The organism is Nocardiopsis sediminis, from assembly GCF_042650565.1.
Lineage (GTDB): Bacteria > Actinomycetota > Actinomycetes > Streptosporangiales > Streptosporangiaceae > Nocardiopsis_B > Nocardiopsis_B sediminis.
In genome coordinates this window covers 24,054-45,522 of the sequence record NZ_JBHSBH010000001.1, presented here as the reverse complement: position 1 = coordinate 45,522, position 21,469 = coordinate 24,054, and the positions used below count along the sequence as shown (strand labels likewise).

Sequence of the window (21,469 nt, the reverse complement as noted above, 5' to 3'; positions counted from 1 at the left end):
CTTTGACGGATTCCTTCGATATTTCTTCCCGTGCGCTCTGAGGTGCTCCTTCTCTGTTGTGCGATGCTTGCCGACCCGGTGAGTCGCACGGGCGGAATGTCCGCTTCCGTGGCACGTGGGTATGCGCGGTGCGTGTTGCACCGTGGTGAATGTGGGAGGATACTCGCATCCGGCGTCCGACGTGGCGTGTATTTCTGTCGCTGAAATCCGGTTCGAAATTGGGGCAAGTAAATGACCGACTCGGTCGACGGTGTTTCCGAGCTGCGCGCCTGGCTGATCGAGGAGGTCGCCCGGCGCACCGCGACCGATCCCCGCCGGGTCGATCCGGCGCTGCCGTTCTCCGCGCTCGGGCTCACCTCCCGCGGAGCGGCCGAACTGACCGGGGCACTGGAGGTACACATGGGGCGGCCCGTCCCCACCCTGCTGGCGTGGCAATACCCCTCGATCGACACCCTGGCCCGGCACCTGGTCACCGGCGCCCACCCGGCAGCGGCCGCCGGCCCCGCACCTGCCGCCGGCGCCCCCGCCGAGGAGCCCTTCCGGCGCTGAGCCGGTCCCGGGCCGCCGCGCGGCCCCCGCCGTCGCCCTGCCCACCGCGAACGGAGCACCACCCACATGACCGGCAGCCAGCCGACCCGCGCCGGCGACCCCGAGCGCGCCGGGTCGACCCGTCATGGCCCCCTTGCCGCGCACACCGGGAATTCCAGCCTCGCCCCCGCTGGGAGCGAACCCATAGCCGTGATCGGGATGGCCTGCCGCCTGCCCGGCGGAACCGACGCGCCCGCGGCGCTGTGGCGGCTGCTCACCGACGGCCGCGACACCATCGGCGCGGCCCCCCGCGACCGCTGGGACCCCGCCCGCCACCCCGACACCGACCCCGGCGCGCCCGGCCGGCCCGCCTACGGCGCCGGCGGCTACCTCGACGACGTGGGCGGGTTCGACGCCGCCTCCTTCGGCATCACCGCCCCCGAAGCCACCGCGATGGACCCCCAGCAGCGCGTCCTCCTGGAGGTCGCCTGGGAGGCCCTGGAGCACGCCGGGCTTCCGGCCGGCGTGCGGGAGGCCTCGCACACCGGCGTCTTCGCGGGCCTGTCCCACATCGACTACGCCCTGCGCTGCGCCGCCGCGCGCACCGCCGACGACGCCGTCCAGACCTACGGCCCCACCGGCAACTCCCACGCCGTCGCCGCCGGCCGCATCTCCTACCTGCTGGGCCTGACCGGCCCCAGCCTCGCCGTCGACACCGCCTGCTCATCGGGGCTGACCGCGGTGCACCTTGCCGCGCAGAGCCTGCACCTGGGCGAATGCGACACCGCCGTGGCCGGAGCGGTCAGCCTGATCCTCGACCCCGGCGTCAGCGTCTCTTTCGCCCGCTGGGGCATGCTCTCACCCACCGGCCGGTGCCGCCCCTTCGACGCCGACGCCGACGGCCTGGTGCGCAGCGAGGGCTGCGGGGCGGTCGTGCTGAAGCGGCTCGGCGACGCCCTGCGCGACGGCGACGCCGTCCACGCGCTGCTGCGCGGCTCGGCGCTCAACCAGGACGGGCGCTCCAACGGGCTCACCGCCCCCTCGCCCCTGGCCCAGGCCGACGTCCTGCGCCGGGGGCTGGCCGCCGCGGGCAGCGCTCCGGACGACATCGGCATGATCGAGGCGCACGGTACCGGCACGCCGCTCGGCGACCCCATCGAGTTCGGCGCCCTCGCATCGGTCTACGGGGCCGCGGGTGGCGACCGCCGCACCGCCCTGGGATCGGTCAAGGCCAACCTCGGCCACACCGAATGCGCCGCGGGCATCGTCGGGCTCATCAAGGCGGTGCTGGCCGTGCGCCACGGCGCCGTCCCGGCCACCCCGCACTTCCGCAGCTGGAACCCCGAGATCGCCGCCGAGGGCACCGGGCTGTTCGTCCCCGGCGCGACCGTCCCGTGGCCGGTGCCCGGGGCCGCGCGTCTGGCGGCCGTCTCCTCCTTCGGCCTCAGCGGCACCAACGCCCACGCCATCGTCGAAAGCCCCCCGGAGCGGCGCGGCACCCCGCTGGCCGCTGGCGGCGGCGGGCCGGTCCAGAACACCGCTGACATGCGCGGACACGATCGCCGTCATGGCGGTGTCGCTCACGAGGAAGGTGCCGATGAGCCGGGCGGCGGGCGTCCGCACCGTCCGGAAGAGCGATCCGCCGACGTCACCGCCGCCGCGGCCGGCCTTGACGCGAGCCCGCCCCTCGTGTTCCCGATCTCGGCCGCCACCCCCGCCGCCGCCCGCGCCACCGCGCTGCGGCTGGCCGCGTGGGTGGAGACCGACGGCTCCGACGTGCCCCTCGCCGACATCGGGCACGCGCTGGCCCGCCGCAGGACGCACCGCCCCGCCCGCATCGCCGTCGTCGCCGACGACCACGCCGGGCTCGCCCGACGGCTGCGCGCCGCCGCCACCGGCGACGGCGACCCGGCGGCGGGCATCGCCCACGGTACCGCCCCCGCCGCAGGGGGGCGACCGCCCGTGTGGGTGTTCTCGGGGCAGGGCTCGCAGTGGGCCGGGATGGGTGCCGGGCTCCTGCGCGGCGAGCCCGCGTTCGCCGCGGCCGTCGACGCCGTCGATCCGCTCGTGCGCGCCGAGGCCGGGTTCTCCGTCCGCGATGCGCTGGCGGGCGAGACGGCCGTCGCGGGCATCGATCGCGTCCAGCCGACCCTGTTCGCCTTCCAGGTCGCGCTCGCCGCCGTGTGGCGTTCCCACGGGGTCGAGCCCGGCGCCGTCGTCGGCCACTCCATGGGCGAGGCCGCCGCCGCCGTCGTGTCGGGGGCACTCGGCCTCGCCGACGGCGTGGCGGTCATCTGCCGCCGGTCGGCCCTGCTGGCGGGGCTGCGCGGCGATGGCGCCATGGCCGCCGTCGAGCTCTCCGGCGACGACGTCGAGCGCGCGCTCGACGTCCACGGCGCGGCCGGGGTCGTGGTCGCCGTCCGCAACTCCCCGGAGTCCACGGTCGTGGCCGGTCCACCCGCCGAGGTCGACCGGCTGATCGGCGTCTGGCAGGACGGCGGCGCCCCCGCCCGCCGGGTCGCCGTCGACGTCGCCTCCCACTCGCCCGCGGTCGACCCCCTCTTGGACGGCATCACCGCGGCGCTGTCCGGGATCCGGCCCGGCAGGCCGGACGTGCGGTGCTACGGCACGGTCGATCCCGACCCCCGCGCCGTGCCCGCCTTCGACGCCGCCTACTGGGCCGACAACCTGCGCCGCCCCGTGCGCTTCGACTCCGCGGTGCGGGCACTCGTCGACGACGGCCACCGCGTGTTCGTCGAACTCGCCCCCCACCCGCTGCTGACCCGCGCCGTCGAGGCGACCGCCCGCGCGGCCGGGCGCACCGTCACCGCGCTGCCCTCCCTGCGCCGCGACGAGGACGGCCCCACCGCGCTGCGCGCCCGGGTCGGGGCCCTCCACTGCGCCGGAACCCCCGTCGCCTGGGACCGCGCCCACCCCGGGCGCGCCCACGCCGCCGACCTGCCGCCCAGCGCCTGGGACCACCACACGTTCCTGCTGCCCCCGGCCGACGGCGCGGTGCACCGGGGCGCGCCGCACCACCCGCTCCTGGGCGTCCACACCGTCCTGCCCGACGACCACGGCCGCCATGTGTGGAACGCCGACATCGGCACCGCCGAACTCCCGTGGCTGGGCGACCACCGGTTCAACGGGGTGGTGTTCGTGCCCTTGGCCGCCTACGTCGAGATGGCGGTCACCGCCGCCTGCACCGTCTTCACGGCCGACCAGACCGACATCGAGGTCACCGGCCTGCGGCTCGAGACCTTCCTCGCCGTCGACGAGCACACGCTCGTATCGACCCGCGCCGACCTGGACGTCGGCGGCGGCACCGCGGCCTTCTCCGTCTTCGCTAAAGAGGGCGCCGAGTGGGTCCGCACCGCATCGGCCCGCCTCCACCACACCGGCCGGCCCCCCGCGGCCGGGGGCCGGGAGGCCGATGCCCGTCCTGTCAACGCGGCCTACCGGGAGGGGGGCGACGCCTTGGACGCGGCGTGCCCGACGGGGGATGGTACCCCGGACACGGCGCACGTTGAGGGGCGTACCGTCCCGGCCACCGCGCCTTCCAGCGGCGACCGGGCCCCAGACGCGCCGTCTCCCGACGGCGACGGTTCCCACGAGATCACCGCCGAGGAGTTCTACTGCCGGCTGGACCGCACCCCCATCGGCCTGGGTCCGCTCTTCCGCGGCGTCCGCGCCGTGCGGATGCCCGCCGACGCTCCCGCGGACACCGTCGCGGCCGTGGGGCGGCTGGCCGTGGCCTCCGCCGCCCGCACCGCCGCCGCTGCCTGCACCCTCAACCCCCTGCTCCTGGACGCCTGCCTCCAGCTTTTCGCCGCCCCGCTGCTGGACCGGATGCTCGACGGCCGTGTGGGCCTGCCCAACGCCGTCGGCAGGGTCCGGCTACACGGCCTGGTCGGCGCTGGCGCGCACTGCGAGATCCACGGCCGTCGCACCGCCTCCGGCAGCGTGACCGGCCGGTTCCGCCTACGGTCCGACGACGGCACACCGCTGCTCGACGCCGAGGACGTCCGCATCGTCGTCGACACCGACGACCACCCCCACCTCGCCGAACGCCTCCACTGCATCGTCTGGTCGGAAAGCCCGGCCCCGTCCCTCACCGCGGCCGTGGGGGAGGCCGACGGCCTGACCGGTATCGGCGCGGCCGCATGTCTCTCGGGCGGTGCCGGCTCTGTGCCCCCTGCCGACACGGCCACCGGGACGGTCGAGGTCGCGCAAGGCCCCGAGCACCTCACCCTCGGTGAGACCCTCGCCGTCCCGGCACGCGCCGAATCCGGCCCCGCCCCAGCGGCGCTCTCCGTGGCGGGTGCCGATGACGTCCTCGCCGGGGCCACGGCTGCGGGCACCGTTACAGGGGCCGCCGTCGGCGCCACGGCGGCCGCTGCGGGGGGTGCCAAGGGCGGGCGCGTCGTCGCTGTACCCGCCGGAGCGGATGACGGCGGTGTCTCCCGAGCTGACGCGGTCGTCGCTGGGGAGGCGACCATCTCGGGCGCCGGGGCGGCGTTCGCCGAGCCGGGTGCCGTCCTCGCCGGGAGCGTGCTTCCGGGGGGCGTCGCGGGCGCCGCTGTCGGTGCCGCCGGGGGGCGCGTCGAGGGTACCGCCACTGGGACGGATGACGGCGGTGCGTGCCGGGTGGACATCGCCGGTCCCGGGGAGGGCGACGTATCCATCGGGGCGTGGACGGTGCTCGCCGAGCCCGGGGCGGTGCTCGCTGCGGGCATCAGGGATCACATCATCGACCGCGGCGGGGCCGTCACCATCGTTGAGCTGTCCTATGACGGCACCCTCCCCGATGTCCTGCACGACCACCCCGGCGACCTGCGGGGCATCGTCGTCGTCACGGCCCCGCCGACCCCCGTTCCCGACCCCGGGCGTGCCCGTGCGCGGGTCGGCGCGGTGCTGGGTCTTCTGCGCCGGCTCGTCGCCGACGACACCGGGCGCCTGCCCCGGCTCGCCGTTGTCACCACCGACGCCTGCCCCGTGTCGCCGGGGGAGGGGCTCGCCGTGGACCAGGCCCCGTTGCGCGCGCTCACCCGCACCGCCGGCCACGAGCACCCCGAACTCGACATCGTCCACATCGACACCGACACCGCGACCCCGCCCGCCCGCATCGCCGAAGAGCTCCTCAGCGGCGGCACCGACCCCGACGTCGCCCTGCGGGCCGGGCGCCGCCACACCGCCCGGCTGCGCCGCGCCCCCCTCAGCCCCGACGAGCGCCGACGCACCCCCTGCGATCCCGGCCGCACCACCGTCGCCCTGCGCGTGCGCACCCCCGGCGACCTCGCCAGCCTGGAACCGGCCCTGGCCGCGCGCCGCGCGCCCGGACCCGGCGAGGCCGAGGTGCGGGTGCACGCCGCGGGCCTCAACTACGCCGACGTCCTCCAGGCCATGGGCGTGTACCCGGGCGTGCGCCCCCTCGGCGCCGACGCCGCCGGGACCGTCGAGCGCGTCGGGCCCGGTGTGCCGGGGCTCGCCCCGGGCGACCGGGTCGCCCTGATGGCCGACGGCGCCCTGCGCGGGCACGTCACCGTACCGGCGGGCACCGTCCTCCCGCTGCCCGCCGGACTGGACCTCACCGACGCCGCCGCGCTGCCCTGCGCCTACGTCACCGCCTGGTACGCCCTCCGCCACCTGGCGCGGCCCCGCCCCGGCGAGACCGTGCTCATCCACTGCGCGACCGGCGGGGTCGGCCTCGCCGCGCTCCACGTGGCCCGCGCCATGGGCGCCCGGGTGCTGGCGACCGCGGGCAGCGAGGCCAAGCGCCACCTGCTGCGCGCCATGGGCGTCGAGCACGTCATGGACTCCCGGACCCTCGACTTCGCCGACCAGGCGCGCCAGGCCACCGGCGGCGCCGGGGTGGACGTGGTCCTCAACAGCCTCACCGGCCCCGCGCAGCGGGCCGGCATGGCGGCCCTACGGGTGGGCGGCCGCTTCATCGAGATCGGCAAGCGCGACATCCACTCCGGGGCCGGCATCGACCCCGCGCCCTTCCGCAACAGCATCTCCTTCGCCGGCGTCGACCTGGCGCGCATCGCCGCCGACCGCCCCGACCTGCTCGCCGAGCTGATCGCCGAGGTCGCCGCGGAGCTGGCCGCCGGGCGCCTCCCGGTCCTGCCGGTCACCGCCCTGCCGCTGGCCGAGGCGGTCCCGGCGTTTCGGACGATGGCGGCCGCCGCCCACACCGGCAAGCTGGTCCTGACCCTGCCCGGACCGGACGGCACGGCCGACGCCGTCACCGACCCCGCCGACGTGCCCGTCGTGCGCGACGGCGCCTACGTCATCACCGGGGGGCTGGGCGGGATCGGGCTGCGCCTGGCCGCCCACCTCGCCGCGAACGGGGCCACCCGGGTGGTCCTCAACGGCCGCAACGCGCCCGGGCCCGCGGCCGAGGAGGCCGTCGCCGGGCTGCGCGCCGGGGGAACCGACGTCCGCGTCGTGCCCGGCGACATCGCCGCGCCCGGCACCGCCGAACGGCTGGTCGCCGAGGCCGAGGCGGGAGGGGTGCCCCTGCGCGGCGCCGCGCACGCCGCGGCCGTCATCGCCGACGGCACCGTCGCCCTGCTCGACGACGCCACCCTCGACCGCACGTGGCGGCCCAAGGCCGAAGGCGCCTGGCGGCTGCACCAGGCCACCGCCGGCCGCGACCTGGACTGGTGGCTGGCGTTCTCCTCGGCCGCGGCCCTGGTCGCCCCGCCCGGGCAGGCCGGCTACGCCGCGGCCAACGCCTGGCTCGACGCCCTGGCCACCTGGCGGCGCGCCCAAGGGCTGACCGCCACCAGCATCGCCTGGGGCGCCTGGGCCGACCTCGGGGCCGGGGCGCACCTGGCCCGGCAGGGGTACACCATGATCACCCCGGAGGAGGGGATAGCGGCGATCGACCGGCTGCTGCGCCACGACCGCACGTGTACGGGCTACCTGCCCGCCGATGCCGACCTGTGGAGCAAGACCATGCCCCACGCCGCGGCCTCCCCCTACTTCGCCGACATGGTGGGCGAGGGAACGGGCCGGGTGGACGACGCGCGCGACACCGGCCTGCTCGGGCGGGTGCGCGCCGCCGGGGGCGCCCGCGCCGCCGAGCTGGTCACCGAGCACCTGGCCGCCGAGCTGCGCGACATCCTCGGCGCGGGTGCGCGCGACATCGGCGGCGATGCCCGCCTCACCGACCTCGGCGTCGACTCGCTGCGCGCCCTGGAGCTGCGCACCCGCGTCGAGCAGCGCCTCGGCGTGCGCGTCCCCGCCAAACTCGTGTGGGCCGACGGCACCCTGGGCGGCCTCGCCGCCCACATCGCGGCCACCGTGACGGAGCAGGGGCCGCGATGACCCGCGCCCCCGCCCCATCGCGGCCGCCGTGCGGGGCCGCCGCGCGGCCCGTCGGGCCAGTGTGGCGACGGCGGGACCCTGGAGACCGTTGCGGCCACGGTGACGGAGCAGCGCCGGCGATGACGTGCCCCGCTCCGTCGTGGTCGTGGTGCGGGGCCGCCGCGCAGCCCGCAGGACTCCTGTGGCGACAGCGGGCCCGCGGCGCCGGAGGCCACGGTGCCGCCCGGCGGCGGAGGCCGGCGCGGCGCCGCACCGCCGACATCCGGGCCGGGCCACGTGTGCGCATGCAGCGATACCGCCTCCGCGGGGCACGTCCCCGCCCCCGCACCCGCCGGCGTCCCCTCAGGCGCCGCCGTCCCACCATCGTGCCGCCGCCGTCCGGTGCCGACCCGTCCCCGTCCCGGGACCCCTACCGGCACCCCTCCCCTCTCCGGCGCCGCCCGCCTGCACCGCCCGAGCCGGATCCCCTCCCGCGCCGGGCCGACGACTCCGGGCCCTCTCACGCCCGGCCGCCCCCGTAGCGACAGCGACCGCCCCGGTTCCGCGCGCGTGCCCACACGCCGCGGCGCCGGACAGCCACGAAAGGATGACCACCGGCATGCCGGCCCACCCGACTCCACCGCAGCTCATCACGCGGTTCCGCGGGCACGTCAACAGGCGCCCAGACGCCCCGGCCATGACGTTCGCGGACTTCGCAGCGGACCCCGCCGGACACGAGACCACCTGGACCTACGTCGAGACCGACCTGCGTGCCCGCGAGGTCGCCGTCGCCCTGCGCGCCGCCTGCGCACCCGGCGAGGTGGTCGCCATCATGTGCACCCAGGGCCACGGCTACGTCGCCGCATTCCTCGGCTGCCTCTTCGCGGGCGTGTGCGCCGTCCCCCTGCACCCCCCGCACCCCTTCCGGCCCAACGACCGCCTGAACGCGCTGCTGGCCGACGCCGGCCCGGCCGCCGTGCTCGCCGACGGGGCGCTGGCCGGGGCGATCGCGGGCTACCTGCACGACGCCGGCCTGGCGGAGGCCCGGCCCGTGCTGGACGTGACCACGATGGGCCGGGGGGACGCCGGATCGTGGGAGCCCGAGGACCCGCCCGGCGACACCCTGGCCTACCTCCAGTACACCTCCGGCTCCACCGCCCGGCCGCGCGGCGTCCGGGTCACCCACGCCAACCTCGCCCACACCGCCGACCAGTGCTCGGCCGCCTTCCGGGTCGACGACACGTCGGTGTCGGCCACGTGGCTGCCGTTCTTCCACGACTTCGGCCTGGCCAGCGCCGTCACCATCCCGCTGGCCGTGGGCGCGCACGTCGTCGCCCTCGACCCCATGGCCTTCGTCCAGCACCCGTTGCGCTGGCCGCGGCTGGTCTCGCGGCACCGCGCGACCTTCGTGCCGGGTCCCGACTTCGCGCTGGGCATGTGCGCCGACGCCCTGGAGCGGGCACCGGAGAGCGACCGCGCCGGACTCGACCTGGGGTCGGTGACCGCCCTGGTCAACGGGAGTGAACCCGTCCGGGAGCAGAGCCTGCGCCGGTTCACCGAGGCGTTCGCGCCCCTGGGGTTCCGCCCCGGCGCCCACGCCCCCTCCTACGGGCTCGCCGAGGCGACCATCATGGTCACCGCCACCCCGCCCGGGCAGGAACCGCGGGTCTTCTCCTGCGACCGCCGCGAACTGGCCAAGGGGCAGGCCGTTCCGGCGCCGGCCGACGCGCCCGGCGAGGCCCGGGGGGTCGTCTCCTGCGGTATCGCCTGGGGGGAGGACATCGCGATCGTCGACCCCGAGACGTGCATCGAGCTGGCCGACCGTCACGTCGGCGAGATCTGGGTGCGCGGGCCCGTGATCGCGGCCGGCTACCACGGGGAGCACGCCGCCGCGGCCGACGCCTTCGGGGCCGGCCTCGTCGGCGCGCCCGAGCAGGACTGGCTGCGCACCGGTGACCTCGGGTTCACCGACGGCGGTGACCTGTTCGTGGTCGGCCGTATCAAGGACGTCATCATCATCGACGGCCGCAACCACCACCCGGCCGATGTCGAGGTGTGCGTGGAGAACGCCACACAGGGGCTGCGGCGCGGGCACATCGCCGCCGTTCCGGTGGACGCCGGGGGCCGGGAGCGGCTCGTGGTCGTCGCCGAGCGCGCTCCGGGCACCGCACTGGAGGGCGACGACGCCGAACGCGTGCGCGCCGCCGCCCGCCGGGCCGTGGCCGAGCACCACGGTGTCACGGTGCACGACTTCGTCCTGGTCCCCAAGGCGACCCTGCCCAAGACCTCCAGCGGCAAGCTCCAGCGGTCGCTGTGCCGGGAGCGCTACCTGGCGGGGGAGTACCGGCGCTGACCCTGGCGCGTCCCCGTCCGCCGGAGCGGCCGGTCGCCCGGCGGGGCGGGCGGGGACGCGCTCATCGGCGCGCGGTGGCCAGCGAGGCGGCCAGGGCGAGGAACGCGGTCCCGGCGGCGCGGTCGGCGAGCCGCCGGGCGCCGGCGGAGAGGCCGGACCGCGACAGGCGCCCGCCGACCCCCGCGTAGCCGAGCGCCGCGAGGGCCTCGACCCCGATGTAGGCGGCGCCCAGGACCGCGAGCTGGCCGGGGACCGCGCCCGCCGCACGGTCGGTGAACTGCGGGAGGAAGGCCGCGAACAGCAGCATCGCCTTGGGGTTGGACAACGCGACCAGGAACTCCCCGCGCGTGAGGTCCCACCGGCTCGGGGCGGGGCCGGGCGGCGACGCCGAGCCATCGGGGCCGCCCGGCCCGTCGGTGGCGGGGGCCCGGCTGCGCCAGAGCAACCGTGCGCCCAGATACAGCAGGTAGGCGACCCCGCACCACTTCACCGCGGTGAACGCGGCCTCCGATGCCAGGAGAAGGGCGCCGAGGCCCGCGACGGTGGCGGCGAGCAGCACCAGGAACGCCGTGAACCGGCCGGCGAGGGCGACGACGGCGTGGGCGGCGCCGTGCCGCAGGGCGTTGTGCAGGGCGAGGAGCTGATTGGCACCGGGGGAGACGGCCACCACGGCAGCGGCGGCCACGAACGAGAGCCACTCGACGCCCGACATGAGGCCATGCTAGCCGCCGCCCCCGGTCCTGCATCGGGAACGCGACAACGGGCGGTTGGGGACGGCGGGGGCCGGACGGGCCGACCACCCCGGGCCGACCGCGCCCCGGCCCCGCCGCGGACCGCGGACCCGGGGGTATCACCGCCGGTCACCGGCACGGGGGAACGCCGGACGGCCGGACCGGGCCGCCGACGGAGACGCGAGGTCTCCGGCCTGCCGACGTCAAATCGCGGGCCGTCGCTCCGGGCGGCGTCCGCCGCGGGAATTCCTTCCCGGCGGGAACGGCAGTGGATGCGCGGCCGAATCCCGGGGTCCGCCGCCGGCAGCGGGGGCGCCATGCCCCGCTATCGGCGCCTCTGCCCCGCCTTCCCGCCCGGTCACGGCGGCGATGACAACGGGGAGCGGTTTCGCTGAGTAGGCGCGCGGACACGATTCGGCTCGCCGAATCAGTCGAGCCGAATGGAGCACGTGTGAAGCGTCTCTCGACCGTCGTCGCCGCCGGTACCCTCGCCGCCGCTGTGGTGCTCACCCCCGCCGCCGCCCAGGCCGAAACCCTCACCCTGCCCCTGACCGACGCGGTCGCCTCGCTGACGACCGCGGAGGAGGACCGCACCGGCTACGAGCGCAACGCCTTCCGGCACTGGGTGGACACCGACAGTGACGGGTGCAACACCCGCTATGAGGTGCTGATCGAGGAGGCCGTGACCGCCCCGGTCGTCGACGCGCGCTGCCAGTTGCAGGGAGGGGAGTGGACCTCCTACTACGACGGCGTCACCCACTCGGACCCGCGCCGGCTCGACATCGACCACATGGTCCCCCTCGCCGAGGCCTGGGACAGCGGCGCATCGGCCTGGGACGCCGACCGGCGCCGCGACTACGCCAACGACCTGGGCGACCCGCGCTCCCTGGTCGCCGTCACCGCCGCCGCCAACCGGTCCAAGGCCGACCAGGACCCGGCCACATGGCTGCCGCCGTCGGCCGAGGTCCACTGCCGCTACATCAGCGAGTGGGTCGCGGTGAAGCTGCGCTGGGGCCTGGCCGCCGACCCCGCCGAGCAGGACGCCCTCACGACGATCGCCGCCGACTGCGACGCCGGCACCGTCGTCGACGTCACCGAGGCCCCCGCGGCCTGACCGGTGCCTGATCCCCGGCCGTGGCGATGATCCTCCCGGCCCGTCGCCACGGCCGGCTCCCCCGTCGCCCACCCCGCGGACCGGGGTGCCGTACGGGCGGGGAGGACCCGCTGCGCGATCAGCCGGTGGGGGCCGCAGCGGCCCCCACCGGGCGGGCGGCGCGGAAGGTGCGGCGGTAGGCGCTGGGGGACACACCGAGCCCCGATTGCAGGTGGTGGCGCATCGAGGCGGCGGTGCCGAAGCCGCAGCGGCGCGCGATCTCGTCGACGGGCAGGTCGGTGTCCTCCAGCAGCTGCCGGGCCCGGTCGATCCGCTGCCGGGTCAGCCAGCGCCCGGGGCTCACCCCCATCTCCGCGCGGAAGCGGCGGGTGAAGGTGCGCACGCTCATCGCCTCCCGGCCGGCCATCTCCCGCAGGGTCAACGGCGCGTCCAGATGCGACAGCGCCCACGCCCGCGCCGCCGCGGTCGTGGTCACGGCCGGCTCGGGGACCGGGGTGTCGATGTACTGCGACTGGCCGCCGTCGCGCCACGGCGGGACCACGCACCGCCGCGCGACCCGGTTGGCGACCGCCGTGCCGTGGTCGCGGCGCACGATGTGCAGGCACAGGTCGATCCCGGCCGCCACACCGGCCGAGGTCAGCACGTCGCCGTCGTCGATGAACAGCACGTCGGGGTCCACCGCGACCCGGGGGAACAGCCGCTGGAAATGCTCGGCGTTGCGCCAGTGCGTGGTCGCCGGGCGGCCGTCCAGCAGCCCCGCCGCCGCCAGCACGTAGGACCCGGTGCAGATCGAGACGGTCCGCGTGCCCGGCCGGATCCGGGCGAACGCCGCGGCCGCCTCAGGGGCCAGCCGTCCCTCGGTGTAGGCGGTGCCCAGCTCGTGGGAGGCGGGCACGACCACGGTGTCGGCCTCCGCCAGCGCCTCAGGGCCGTGGGGGACCTCCACCGCGAAGTCGCTGTCGGTCCGCACCGGGCCCGGCAGGGCGGCGCAGGTCCGCACCTCATAGAGCCGGCGTCCGTCGGAGCCGCGGGCGACACCGAAGATCCGCGCCGGGATGCCGAGCTCGAACGGGATCACCCCGTTCATCACGAAGACCGCCACACGATGCACCATGGCCCGATATTTGCACATGTTGGCCTCCGGGCCACTCGCCGCCCCCGGGCCCCGGCCCAGGATGATCGGGTGACCCAGACCTCCTCCGACGACCCCGTCCGCCCGCACACCCCCCGCTCCCGGCCCCCGCGCATCCACCGCGCCTGGTGGGTCGCCGCCGTCGCCTTCACGGCCCTGGTCGGCGCCGCGGCCTTCCGCGCCACCCCCGGCGTCATGATCGAACCCCTCCACGAGGAGTTCGGCTGGTCGCGCGCGACGATCTCCGCCGCCATCTCCGTCAACATCGTGCTCTACGGGCTCACCTCGCCCTTCGCGGCGGCGCTGATGGAGCGCTTCGGCATGCGCCGGGTGGTCGCCGCCGCGCTGCTGCTGGTCTCGGCCGGCAGCGGGCTGACCGTGTTCATGACGGCGAGCTGGCAGCTGGTGCTCCTATGGGGGGTGCTGGTGGGGCTGGGCACCGGATCGATGGCCCTGGCGTTCGTCGCGACCGTCACCGGCCGGTGGTTCGTCAAGCGCCGCGGCCTGGTCACCGGCGTCCTCACCGCCGGGACCGCCACCGGCCAGCTGCTGTTCCTGCCGCTGCTGGCCGTGGTGATCGAGGACCGCGGGTGGCGCACCGCCTCCCTCACCGTCGCCGCCGTCGCCCTTGCGGTCGTGCCCCTGGTGGTCTGGCTGCTGCGCGACCGCCCCGAGGACGTCGGCCTCACCGCCTACGGGGCGGAGGGCCCCGCCCCCGCCGCCCCGCAGTCCGGGGCGGCCCTGCGCGCGCTCACCTCGCTGTTCGCCGCCGCCCGCACCCGGCCCTTCTGGCTGCTCGCCGGGGCCTTCGCGATCTGCGGCGCCTCCACCAACGGGCTGGTCGCCACCCATTTCGTCCCCGCGGCCCACGACCACGGCATGCCCACCACCATGGCCGCGGGCCTGCTCGCGGTGATCGGGGTGTTCGACCTCATCGGCACCGTCGCCTCGGGCTGGCTCACCGACCGCTTCGACCCGCGGGTGCTCTTGGGCGCCTACTACGCGCTGCGCGGCGTGTCGCTCCTGCTGCTGCCGTTGCTCTTCGCCGACACCGTGCACCCGCCCATGTTGTTCTTCATCGTGTTCTACGGGCTGGACTGGGTGGCGACGGTGCCGCCGACGATCGCCCTGTGTCGCGAGCACTTCGGCGAGGACGGCGCGATCGTGTTCGGGTGGGTGCTGGCGTCGCACCAGGTCGGTGCCGGCGTCGTGGCGCTGCTGGCCGGGCTCGTCCGCGACCACTTCGGCGCCTACGACCCGGCGTGGTACGGCGCGGGCGCGCTGTGCGCGGTTGCCGCGGCGATGTCCCTGGCCATCCGTCGCCGCGCCTGACGGGAGGTGCGGAGCCGGGGGAGCGCCCCCGTTCGGGGGCGCTCCGGAAGGGTGCGGGGCGGGGTCAGACGAAGTTGACGTCGCTGCACCCGTAGAAGGTCTGGTCGAAGTGGCTGGCCTGCCAGATCATGAACACGATGTGGTGGCCGGTGCGGCCCGGTGCGGAGACGTCGATCTCCACCGAGACGCCGTTGAGGTCGGGCTCGGTGCTGGGCGCGCCCTCGCCGGGGGCGATGACGCCGGTCTCGCCGGCGAGTTCCAGGTCGCCCCAGCCCAGCCGGTCGGTGGTGGGGTCGAAGCCCTGCCGGGTGACGTAGACGCGGTAGTAGTCGGCGCCGTGCAGCGCCTGGTCGTGCACGGTCACGGTGAAGTCGTTGGCGACATCGGTGGTCTGCCAGGCGCCGGGGGTGTCCATGGCGTCGTAGCGCCCGGACGCGGTGCGGCCGCCGCTGCACAGTGTGCCGTCGGGCAGGGCGCCTTCGTGGTCGCCGCCGACCTGTTCGCGGTAGAGGCCGTTCCAGTTCCACATGGCCTGGGGGTCGGCCTGGAAGGCCTGCCAGCACATGGGGTCCTCGGTGGCCATGTCGGGGTTCTGGAAGTCGCCGCCCCAGCGCTGCCAGCAGCCGTAGTTGCGGGAGGGCGGGTCGATGGTGGAGCCGTGGGCGGCGGCGTTGCCCACGAGGAACACCGACAGCAGGATGAGGACGGCCGAGGCCACCACGGAGACGCGGCGGAAGGGGGATCGGAGGCTTCGGGCAGAGGACATCGGCACCTCGTCGAGATCAGGGGAGAATGGGGGTTCTCGATCTCGCGGCCTCGTGCCCCTGATCGTAGGCCGCCCCCGGTCCGCCGGCAAGACAGGTTTCCCTACCGCGGCGGGACCCCCGCGGAAGGTGTGACGTGCGGCACATGATCAAGCCCGGCCGACTGTGCTAACGTCACAGGTGGGTTGCATAGTCTTGATTTCGCCTGATCCCATGTGATCGCCCGCGGAGTTTTTGACCAGCGGGCATTTCTGTTCCGAGAAGGTTCGCAGCACCCACGGACACCGCAGGGTGCGGGTCCGGACTTGATCTTCGGAATGGGGAGATCGCGCATGGCGCAGGGAACCGTCAAGTGGTTCAACGGCGAAAAGGGCTTCGGCTTCATCCAGCAGGACGCCGGGGGCCCCGACGTTTTCGTGCACTACAGCAACATCGCCGGCTCTGGCTTCCGTAACCTGGAAGAGAACCAGCGCGTCGAGTTCGACATCACGCAGGGCCCCAAGGGCCCGCAGGCCGAGAACGTCCAGGGCCTCTAAGCCTTAGACCTTCACAGCCATATCGGCGGGGGCCGTCCGGGCGACCGGGCGGCCCCCGCTCGTGTGCGTCGTTGCCGAGTCTTGAGGGTCCAATCCGGCGATCTTGGTTAGCATGCCGGATATGACCTCGACCCCGGAGTTGCGCACCGACCGGCTCATCATCCGCGACTGGGACCTCTCCGACGCCCCTGCGGCCCTCTCGGTGTACGGCGCCGAAGAGGTCGCCCGCTGGCTGACCCCCGAGATGCGCACGGTCAACGACGTCGAGGCGATGCGGTCGGTCCTGCACGCCTGGGTCGAGGCCCAGCCCAACCTGGTCCCGCCCGCAGGCCGGTGGGCCATCGTCCGCCGCGAGGACGGCCTCCTGGTGGGCGGCCTGTCGCTGCGGCAGCTGCCGCCCTATGAGGAGGACTTCGAGCTGAGCTGGCAGCTGCGCCCCGATGCCTGGGGCAACGGCTACGCCACCGAGGCGGGTCGCCGGATCAGCGCGTGGGCCTTCGACCAGGGCATCGAGGAGCTGTTCGCCGTGGCGCGGCCGAAGAACACCCGCGCCATCGCCACCGCCCGCCGCATCGGCATGGAGTGGGTCGGCGAGACCGAGAAGTACTACGACAACCGGCTCCAGGTCTTCCGCATCCGCCCCGCCGAACTCGGCCGCGCCGCCCCCTGACCCCCCGGCGGCGGCGCTCAGAACGTGAAGGCCACGCCCGCGGTCTCCCAGACCCGCTGTGCGGGGCCGCGGGGTCGGTCGGCGGGCGGCTCGCCGGGCGTGCGCCAGGTGGCGCAGTCGACGGGCCGCGGTGGCCCGCCCCCAGCGCCGAGGTCCGGATCCACCAGGTCCAGGCCGGTGAAGGCCGCCCCGGCCTCCTCGGGGGTGCGGACCCGGCCCCAGGCGGTCCCCAGGGAGAGCACCTTCTCGGTCAGCCACGTCCGTGTGGCGGGGTCGTCGGAGACCATGTGCGAGTAGATGAGCGCCGACCCGGGCGCCAGCCGCTCGAGGAGCCGCCGCAGCAGGCCGAAGGGGTCGTGGGCGTCGGGGACGCACTGCAACAGCGACACCAGCATCAGGCACACCGGGCGGTCGAGGTCGATGAGCTGGGTGGCGGCGACCCGTGACACGAGGCGGTCGGTGTCGCGGATGTCGGCGAGCACGAACGCGGTTCCGGGGTTGTCGGCGAGGATCGCCCGGCCGTGGGCGAGGACGATCGGGTCGTTGTCGACGTAGACGGTCCGCGCTCCGGGGCGCACCCGGCGCGCCACCTGGTGGGTGTTCTCGTTGGTCGGCAGCCCCGCGCCGAGGTCGAGGAACTGGTCCAGGCCCTGGGCCGCGACGGTCTCGACGGCGCGGGTCAGGAACGCGCGGCTGTCGTAGCTGAACCGGAACATCTCGGGGACACGTTCGAGCATCGCGTCGACCGCGGCCCGGTCGACCTCGAAGTTGTCCTTGCCCTTGAGGATGTAGTCGTACATCCGGGCGACACTGGGGACGCTCAGGTCGATGTCGGGGGGAAAGCGGCCGGGGGGCTCGCGGTCTGCCATGGGAAACGCCCACCTTGCGCGGCATCGAAGATCGTGCGGATGCTGCGCATCCTAGCCAGCCGAGTCCGGTTCGATAGGTGATTTCTCAATAAAGTCTGCCGGAATCGATCCCATGGGGCCACCGGCCGGACCGCCGCCACTCAGCCGCTCGTACAGCGGCGCGAGGTCGCCGACCAGACCCGCGGAACCCTCCGGCGGGTCCACCGCCCACACCACCGGCTCCGGACGCGTCGCCGGAACGGACCGGGGCGGCGCGGAGGACGACCAGAACCCCTCGGGGGTCACCGGCAGGGGCGCGGGCGCGGCGCCCGCGGGCGGCGGGAGGTCGCCGAAGGCGTCGCCGCCCTCGTCCGAGGGGTCCTCCGGTGCGCTGCGGGAGCGGCGGCGCAGCTCCGACAGGAACGCGCCCCGTTCGCGGCCCAGCCACGCCAGGAGCAGGAACGGGTCGTCGTCGAGGGAGTCGGCGAGGACGTAGAGGGCCGCGGCCACGTGTTTGCAGGGGTGCCCCCAGTCGGGGCAGGAGCAGGTGAGGACGGTGTCGCCGAGCCCGGCCGGGAACAGCCGCAGGCCCAGGACCTCGAAGACGCGCTCGACCTCGGGCGGCAGTTCTCCGGCGAGCAGGTGGGCGCGGAACAGCGGCTGGCCGGCGAGTGCGGCGGTGACGGTGGCCCACTGGTCGTCGTCGAGGACGGGCACGATGAGGCTGACCCGGTAGGGGCGGGCACGCGACCCCTGGACCCGGGCGGTGACCTCGCCGGCGCGGACGGTGAGGGACTGCACCGCCCCCTGGCCGGCGTAGCCGCGGCCGCGCTGGAGCCGCCCCGCCTCGGTGCCGGATTCCAGCGCCTCGATGAACCGGCGCGACCACCAGGTGCGGCCCCCGCGGGGGCCCTCCGGTGCGGCGCTCACCGGGTGACCGCCTCGGGGGCCAGGCGGATGACGTCGCGCAGGTCCTCGGTGGACAGTTCGGTCAGCCAGTCCTCGCCGGTGCCCACGACGCTTTCGGCGAGGGCCTTCTTGCGCTGGATCATGTCGTCCACCCGTTCCTCCAGGGTGCCCACGCAGATGAGTTTGCGGACCTGGACGTCGCGCCGCTGGCCGATGCGGAAGGCGCGGTCGGTGGCCTGGTCCTCCACGGCCGGGTTCCACCACCGGTCGAAGTGGACGACGTGGTTGGCGGCGGTGAGGTTGAGCCCGGTGCCGGCGGCCTTGAGGGAGAGCAGGAACACGGCGGGTTCGGCGGACTCCTGGAAGCGGCGCATCATCTCCTCGCGCCGGGCGCGCGGCGTGCCGCCGTGCAGCCACAGCACCTCGCGGTCCAGCCGCGCCGCCAGGTAGGGGGCGATCCGGTCGCCCAGGGCGGTGTACTGGGTGAAGCAGAGGGCCTTGTCGCCTTCTGCCATGGCCTCCTCCAGCAGCACCTCGACCCGGTCGAGCTTGCCCGAGCGCCCGGCCAGGGGGGAGCCGTCGGCGAGGAACTGGGCGGGGTGGTTGCAGATCTGCTTGAGCCGGGCCATGGTCGCCAGCACCAGCCCCTTGCGCTGGATGCCGTCGGCGTCGTCGATGCGCTCGGTCATGTCGTCGACGGTGGCCTTGTAGAGGCTCGCCTGCTCGGGGGTGAGCGTGCACCAGGTGCGGATCTCGTGCTTTTCGGGCAGGTCGCCGATGATCGAGCGGTCGGTCTTGAGGCGGCGCAGGATGAAGGGGCCTGTGAGGCGCTTGAGCAGGGCCGTGCCGTCGTCGCCGCCGGCGGGCCCCTGATCGTCCCCGCTGCGCCCCTGGACCGATCGCTCGACGCGGTCGGCGACGGCGGCGCGGAAGGCGGCCTGGGAGCCCAGCAGGCCGGGGTTGGCGAACTCCATGATCGACCAGAGTTCGCCGAGGTTGTTCTCCACCGGGGTGCCGGTGAGGGCGATGCGCGAGCCGGCGGGCAGCTCGCGCACGGCCTGCGCCTGGCGGGTTCCGCTGTTCTTGACGGCCTGGGCCTCGTCGCAGACGACCCGGTGCCAGGGCAGCGCCGCCAGTTCCGCACGATCGCGCAGCACCACGCCGTAGGTGGTGATGAGCAGGTCGCTGCCGCCGGCGGCGCGGGCGAGGTCGTTGCCGCGCAGGCGCTGGGGGCCGTGGTGGACGTGCACGCGCAGGTCCGGGGCGAAGCGGGCGGCCTCGCGCTGCCAGTTGCCGACCAGGGAGACCGGGCAGACCATCAGGGTGGGGCCGGGGGAGGGGCCGGCCCCGCGCTCGTCGGTGAGCAGGGCGAGCAGCTGCACGGTCTTGCCCAGCCCCATGTCGTCGGCGAGGATCGCGCCGAGACCCAGTCCGCCGAGGAAGCGCAGCCAGGCCGCCCCCCGTTCCTGGTAGGGGCGCAGCGCCCCGCTGAAGTCCTGCGGGGTGGCCATGGGGGCGACCCGGTGCTCGGTGTCGCCGTTGAGCAGGGCGCCCAGCGGGCCGTCGGCGTCGATGGCGGTGACGGGCAACGCCCCGGCGTCGGGGGCCATGACCATGCGCAGGGCCTCCTCGCGGCGCATGGCGCCCCGGCCGCGGCGGCGCAGGAAGTCCAGGGCGCCCCGCAGGTGGGCGGGGTCGACCTCGACCCAGCGCCCGCGCAGCCGCACCAGCGGCTGTTTGAGGCGGGCGAGCTCGGTGAGTTCGTCGAGGTCGACCGGGGTATCGCCGAGGACGGCGTCGAGGGAGAAGTCCACGAGGTCGCCGGGGGAGATGCCGCCGCCGGTGGCGGCGGGGCGTTCGCGGGCGGTGAGCCGCAGCCCCAGGGCCGGCCGGCCCGACCACTCCGGCAGGACGACGGCGAACCCGGCGGCGTCGAGCCGGGGTGCGATGTCGCGGATGAAGACGTGGGCGCCGCCGGTGCCCATGGTCAGGCCGGAGGGGGCCAGCTCGCGCAGCGCGCCGCGCACGGCGGGGTAGTGGCGGGCGGCGCGGGTGAGGTCGGCGAGCATGGCGGATTCGACGTCGTCGGGCAGCCAGGCGCCGCCGTGGCCCAGCCAGAGGTCGGCCAGGGGGAGCTGGAGGCTGGGGTCGGTGCTCGACTGCACCCAGAACTCCACGCGCCAGGTCTCGGCGCCGGCGTGGGGTCCGGGGGCGGTGTCGCGCTCGGGCTCGATGAGGCGGAACAGGAGCCGGGCCCGGGTGCGGGGGCGTTCGGCGTCATGGTGCCAGGCGCGCAGCCGGGCGGCCAGGGGGGCGGCCTCGCCGGCGGCGTCGGCCGCGAGCGCGGGGCCGGCGGCGGTGAGGGCCGCGGCGAGCGGGGACCGGCCGCGGGAAGGGGCCACGAGCCGGGTGCGGGCGACGGCGTCGAGGAGGTCGTTGAGGGCGTGGGCGGCGAGGGCCTGCGGCGGGTCGCGGTCGGGGTCGGTGTGGGCGCGCGCGACAGGGGGCAGGGCGGCGGCGAGTTCGGCGGCGTGGGCGGCGTCGGCGCCGGTGAGGACGGGGCGCCAGAGCGCGCGGGGCGGGTGCCCGACCAGGCGGGGGATCAGCCGGCCGGTCGAGGCGAGGTGGCCGGCGAAGTCGAGCACGGCGGTGAGGTGGCGCAGGCCCGGGCCGGTGGCGGTGTCGCCGGCGGGGGTGCTGCGCAGGGCGGTCAGGAGCGCAGGGGCGTGTGCGGCGGGGAACGCGAGCGCGGGCACGCGCCAGGGGTGCAGGGCGGGCGCGCGGACATCGGGGGCGCCGGGCACGGGGCCCAGGGCGGGGGAGGGGAGGGGGTGGGTGGGCGAGCCGGGCAGGAGGAGGTCGAAGGTGATCGCGCGGGCCTTGGCGAGCGGGGCGCCGTGGTCGGGGTGGGCGCCGCCGATGGGCCCGGTCAGGGTGTCGCGCAGGAGGGCTTCGGGTGCGGCATAGGGGTGGGGGTGGGGCCTCGCCCGCGAGGCGGTGCGGGCGGGCGCGGTGGAGTCCTCCGCCCACACCAGCAGCTCCCCGCCCGCGGGCGAGGTCCGCCAGGCTCCATGGACGACGAGCAACCCGCGCCCCCTCCGGCGTCGTGGACGTCCCCGGCGGAGGCCTCCCCGGGGGCGGACGGGGGCGCGGCGGCTCGGCCGGTACACGATCCGGCGCCCCGCCGGCCCTGCGGCTCCTCCGGCGTTCCGGCCCCCTCCGGAGGTGAGGCTAGCCC

General features: G+C 75.8%; 13 protein-coding genes. 7 read left to right on the top strand and 6 right to left on the bottom strand.

All coding sequences use genetic code 11. The annotated features are described in order from the left end of the window. Nucleotides 1–231 precede the first annotated feature (231 nt). The 3 genes from ACFOVU_RS00185 to ACFOVU_RS00175 all read left to right on the top strand — a co-directional run bounded on the left by ACFOVU_RS00185 (nt 232) and on the right by ACFOVU_RS00175 (nt 10,195). The gene (locus ACFOVU_RS00185) at nt 232–549 is read left to right on the top strand and encodes an acyl carrier protein (protein WP_378529190.1); all 318 of its coding nucleotides are present in this window, start codon (nt 232–234) and stop codon (nt 547–549) included. A 66-nt stretch (nt 550–615) separates the two neighbouring features. Next, complete coding sequence (locus ACFOVU_RS00180; RefSeq protein ID WP_378529189.1) at nt 616–7,863, top strand: SDR family NAD(P)-dependent oxidoreductase; 7,248 nt, start codon at nt 616–618, stop codon at nt 7,861–7,863. Between the two features lie 586 nt (nt 7,864–8,449). Continuing rightward, nucleotides 8,450–10,195 carry a fatty acyl-AMP ligase gene (locus ACFOVU_RS00175; protein WP_378529188.1) on the top strand — a complete coding sequence of 582 codons (1,746 nt, stop codon included), beginning with the start codon at nt 8,450–8,452 and terminating at the stop codon, nt 10,193–10,195. A 61-nt stretch (nt 10,196–10,256) separates the two neighbouring features. On the opposite strand, the gene ACFOVU_RS00170 is transcribed toward ACFOVU_RS00175, so the two are convergent. Beyond that, a complete protein-coding gene (locus ACFOVU_RS00170; protein WP_378529187.1) occupies nt 10,257–10,907 on the bottom strand; it encodes a LysE family translocator in 651 nt (216 codons plus the stop codon). Nucleotides 10,908–11,377: 470 nt separating this feature from the next. On the opposite strand from ACFOVU_RS00170, the gene ACFOVU_RS00165 reads away from it, so the two are divergent. Continuing rightward, nucleotides 11,378–12,040, top strand: a complete 663-nt coding sequence (locus ACFOVU_RS00165; RefSeq protein ID WP_378529186.1) for an HNH endonuclease family protein — start codon at nt 11,378–11,380, stop codon at nt 12,038–12,040. A gap of 118 nt (nt 12,041–12,158) precedes the next feature. Here ACFOVU_RS00165 and ACFOVU_RS00160 read toward each other — a convergent pair whose 3' ends face one another. Then, nucleotides 12,159–13,154 (bottom strand): GlxA family transcriptional regulator, encoded by a 996-nt coding sequence (locus tag ACFOVU_RS00160; protein ID WP_378529185.1) that lies wholly within the window; start codon nt 13,152–13,154, stop codon nt 12,159–12,161. 69 nt (nt 13,155–13,223) lie between these two features. On the opposite strand from ACFOVU_RS00160, the gene ACFOVU_RS00155 reads away from it, so the two are divergent. After that, nucleotides 13,224–14,504 carry an MFS transporter gene (locus ACFOVU_RS00155; RefSeq protein WP_378529184.1) on the top strand — a complete coding sequence of 427 codons (1,281 nt, stop codon included), beginning with the start codon at nt 13,224–13,226 and terminating at the stop codon, nt 14,502–14,504. Between the two features lie 64 nt (nt 14,505–14,568). Here ACFOVU_RS00155 and ACFOVU_RS00150 read toward each other — a convergent pair whose 3' ends face one another. Next, nucleotides 14,569–15,270 carry a lytic polysaccharide monooxygenase auxiliary activity family 9 protein gene (locus ACFOVU_RS00150; RefSeq protein WP_378529183.1) on the bottom strand — a complete coding sequence of 234 codons (702 nt, stop codon included), beginning with the start codon at nt 15,268–15,270 and terminating at the stop codon, nt 14,569–14,571. A gap of 330 nt (nt 15,271–15,600) precedes the next feature. Here ACFOVU_RS00150 and ACFOVU_RS00145 point away from each other — a divergent pair, with 330 nt between their 5' ends. Together ACFOVU_RS00145 and ACFOVU_RS00140 are read left to right on the top strand one after the other, a co-directional pair. Next, the gene (locus ACFOVU_RS00145; RefSeq protein ID WP_067963294.1) at nt 15,601–15,804 is read left to right on the top strand and encodes a cold-shock protein; all 204 of its coding nucleotides are present in this window, start codon (nt 15,601–15,603) and stop codon (nt 15,802–15,804) included. Between the two features lie 121 nt (nt 15,805–15,925). Next, nucleotides 15,926–16,474 carry a GNAT family N-acetyltransferase gene (locus ACFOVU_RS00140; RefSeq protein WP_378529182.1) on the top strand — a complete coding sequence of 183 codons (549 nt, stop codon included), beginning with the start codon at nt 15,926–15,928 and terminating at the stop codon, nt 16,472–16,474. 17 nt (nt 16,475–16,491) lie between these two features. On the opposite strand, the gene ACFOVU_RS00135 is transcribed toward ACFOVU_RS00140, so the two are convergent. Genes ACFOVU_RS00135 through ACFOVU_RS00125 form a run of 3 tightly spaced genes read right to left on the bottom strand, consistent with a single transcriptional unit; the run spans nt 16,492 to nt 21,317 of the window. Next, entirely contained in the window at nt 16,492–17,343 is an 852-nt protein-coding gene (locus ACFOVU_RS00135) for an SAM-dependent methyltransferase (protein WP_378529181.1), read from the bottom strand. Nucleotides 17,344–17,394: 51 nt separating this feature from the next. Beyond that, nucleotides 17,395–18,252 carry an SWIM zinc finger family protein gene (locus ACFOVU_RS00130; protein ID WP_378529180.1) on the bottom strand — a complete coding sequence of 286 codons (858 nt, stop codon included), beginning with the start codon at nt 18,250–18,252 and terminating at the stop codon, nt 17,395–17,397. Next, nucleotides 18,249–21,317 (bottom strand): DEAD/DEAH box helicase, encoded by a 3,069-nt coding sequence (locus tag ACFOVU_RS00125; RefSeq protein WP_378529179.1) that lies wholly within the window; start codon nt 21,315–21,317, stop codon nt 18,249–18,251. Before ACFOVU_RS00125 ends, ACFOVU_RS00130 begins: the two co-directional genes overlap by 4 nt. Nucleotides 21,318–21,469 lie beyond the last annotated feature (152 nt).

Coding starts and splice junctions, on each gene's coding strand:
- ACFOVU_RS00185 (WP_378529190.1), top strand. CDS start 232: ATGACCGACTCGGTCGACGGTGTTTCCGAGCTGCGCGCCTGGCTGATC.
- ACFOVU_RS00180 (WP_378529189.1), top strand. CDS start 616: ATGACCGGCAGCCAGCCGACCCGCGCCGGCGACCCCGAGCGCGCCGGG.
- ACFOVU_RS00175 (WP_378529188.1), top strand. CDS start 8,450: ATGACCACCGGCATGCCGGCCCACCCGACTCCACCGCAGCTCATCACG.
- ACFOVU_RS00170 (WP_378529187.1), bottom strand. CDS start 10,907: ATGTCGGGCGTCGAGTGGCTCTCGTTCGTGGCCGCCGCTGCCGTGGTG.
- ACFOVU_RS00160 (WP_378529185.1), bottom strand. CDS start 13,154: ATGGTGCATCGTGTGGCGGTCTTCGTGATGAACGGGGTGATCCCGTTC.
- ACFOVU_RS00150 (WP_378529183.1), bottom strand. CDS start 15,270: ATGTCCTCTGCCCGAAGCCTCCGATCCCCCTTCCGCCGCGTCTCCGTG.
- ACFOVU_RS00145 (WP_067963294.1), top strand. CDS start 15,601: ATGGCGCAGGGAACCGTCAAGTGGTTCAACGGCGAAAAGGGCTTCGGC.
- ACFOVU_RS00140 (WP_378529182.1), top strand. CDS start 15,926: ATGACCTCGACCCCGGAGTTGCGCACCGACCGGCTCATCATCCGCGAC.
- ACFOVU_RS00135 (WP_378529181.1), bottom strand. CDS start 17,343: ATGGCAGACCGCGAGCCCCCCGGCCGCTTTCCCCCCGACATCGACCTG.